Below are 2481 nucleotides of genomic sequence, written 5' to 3' on the forward strand. Positions count from 1 at the left end.
AGACGCCTGCTGTCAGGACGCCCGCGTTGTCGCCGCGATACCTCCACCTGCACGAACCCAGACCCGGCCATGACGCCTCCGGGCAGCGATCATGCAAAACGGTGATCGAGGGATCAAACCGGCGGGCCAGGGCAGATACGGTGCGCGGGCACCGCTACGGCACCGAACATATCGTCCTGATCACTTCGCTGACAGGACCCGAGCACGACGCCCGCGCCATTGCGGATCTTTACCAGCGTCGTTGGGGTATCGAGACCGCCTACCGTGAAGCCAAGGGATGGCATGGACTCGATGCGTTGGCCGGACGATCCAAGCAGATGGTCCGGCAGGAGGTGTGTGCTCTCATGCTCTTCTGGTTGATGCAGGGCGAACTGGAAGGCCAAGCACGGCAGGTCTATGCCGACGAGATCCGCCGCCAACCGAACGTCGATCCCGCTTGGACACCCGCTGAAGGAGTGACCGAGATCCCCGTGATCTTCAATCGCAAACTCCTTGCCACCTCGGTTGCCTTGCTCATGGCGGCGGCCGTCACCAGCATGGATGAGGCCGTCCAATCATGGCGCGTCAGCATCCGCTATCTTTGGCAGAATCGGGCTCGGCGACGCCCAGGGCGGCAGGCCCGGCGCACGTCAGAACGACCGCATGACATCAAGTTTCGCGATGAAATCAGCTCTGCGGCCGCGCAAGGCGGACGCAAAAAGGGCGGTGGCTCACGTTGCTAAACGCCATTGTGGCTAGGATGCCTTGCGTCGGGTGCGTGCTGGCAGCGACTCGGGATCATCCTGCGCCCAGAGCGGCCGACCGTAGGTGACCAGGTTGTTGGCAAGAACCGCGGTCTGCAGGAATCGGTCGTATCCATCCTTGCCCTTGTCGGGGCATCGGCGGCAGCCGCGATTGTCCTGGAGGTTGCCGATGGCGGCCTCGATGCCCGAGTGATGCCGGCGCTGCCAGGTCCAGGAAACGGTTGCCTCGGCGAACTGCTTCGCCAGGGCCTTGTCGCCTGAGTTCGGGAGGCAGACGTCGGAAATGATTTCGGCCAGAGCCTTCTGGTTCGCGGGACTGTGGAAGCCGCGGTCGAAGGAGACGCGCTTCAGCTTCGGGAATTGCTTGAGCAGACTCTCAACCAGTGGAACAGCGGCGTCGCGATCCTGCTGCCCGTTGGGCATCACCTGGGCGGCGATGATGAAGCCGGCCGCATCTTCGGTCACCAGGATGCGGTGGCCGAACTCGACGGCGGCGCGGACCTTGCCACGATAGATCAGTTCGGTGTGGGGCTCGAACAGGCTGAACAGGCGGTCGGAGAGTTCGACCGTCTCGCCATCGACGAGTCGCAAGCGGGCGACATGCGCGCATGTCGCCAGGCCCCTGACGAAGAACATCATCCGTTCGTGTTCACCGTCGGCCTGCGCCTGTTCGAAGAATCCCAAGGTCTCGCGCGTCGCGATGAAACGATCGCCAAGAGCCATGGCCTGCAGGCAGCGCTCGTCGGCGAAGTCGCACAGCTCCTGAGCCGCAGCAGCCCGTCGCTCGTCGCGGTCACGGTGTTTGGACGCCGTCGCGCGACTTGCCGTCAGGACCAGGAATCGGGCACGCTTCTCCAGATGGGCATGCTGTCGCATCGCCGTGCTTCCAATGATATCGGCCAATCGGGCCGCATTGCGCAGCACCAAGCGTAGGCCATCGGCAACCTGACGAAGATCGCTCGGATGATGGACGTTCGTCTGCATCACGAAGCTGTCGACCCGGGCACTTTCGGCGGCGGTCGGCGCGAGCGCATGTCCCAACTGAACTACCCTCTGGTTGATCGCGGCCACCGTCTCCGCCCGCACCTTTCGCACATTGCGCCAGATCCGCGTCCAGTCGAAGTGCTTGCCATGTTCCCAGTCACCCAGGCCCATGGCAGCGCGGATCAGCGCATGGTTCTCGGCCAGGTCCTCAAGCCGGTCGTAGTCCAGACGCAGCGCCTCACGAGCGGACAGCAGCACGAAGACCGACCACATGTCCATGCCCGGACGGCCGACATCGCGCCGAACTCCACGCAGCACATCCTGCGCGATCAGGCCAAGCACGGCCTGCCGGGCCGGCTCGTCGGCGTAGACGCCCTGCAAACCGCGAATCAGCTTCACCGTCTCGTCGCGGCTGCGCGGGTTGAGGTGCACGTTCAGGAGCGGAACGGAGTCGATGCGCTGCTGGGCGTGGGGGTCGTCGATCCGCATGCGAAGATTCCTTGCCCTGGACGCGTTTGTCTGCGATTCCCCCATTATGTACGCCAATCTTCCCGTTGGCGTTGAGTGAAAAACAGCGGATATTTCAGATCGATCTGCGTTTTGCTACGGCAACACCTTACTCCCGATCTGCGCCGGCCGCCGCTCTCCCCCATCGACCTGCTCGCGCTGCTGGGGATCGAGCCGTGATCGGCGCCATCGCCCGCGCCCACGGCGACCACCCGTCCCTGCGCGGCCGTCTGCGCTCCTACCAGCG

General features: G+C 64.2%; 3 protein-coding genes. 1 reads left to right on the top strand and 2 read right to left on the bottom strand.

Annotated features, from left to right (window positions below):
- On the top strand, positions 1-722 hold a 722-nt coding region (locus tag HY852_RS03375), incomplete at its 5' end, for a transposase (protein ID WP_291602613.1).
- A gap of 12 nt (positions 723-734) precedes the next feature.
- Here the strand turns inward: HY852_RS03375 and HY852_RS03380 are convergent.
- A complete protein-coding gene (locus HY852_RS03380) occupies positions 735-2216 on the bottom strand; it encodes an ISNCY family transposase (protein WP_291602615.1) in 1482 nt (493 codons plus the stop codon).
- A 44-nt stretch (positions 2217-2260) separates the two neighbouring features.
- Positions 2261-2481 (bottom strand): hypothetical protein (locus HY852_RS03385; protein WP_291602617.1); only part of this gene is annotated, 221 nt, incomplete at its 5' end.

Origin of the sequence: Bradyrhizobium sp. (genome assembly GCF_016213215.1) — a bacterium.
GTDB lineage: Bacteria > Pseudomonadota > Alphaproteobacteria > Rhizobiales > Xanthobacteraceae > Bradyrhizobium.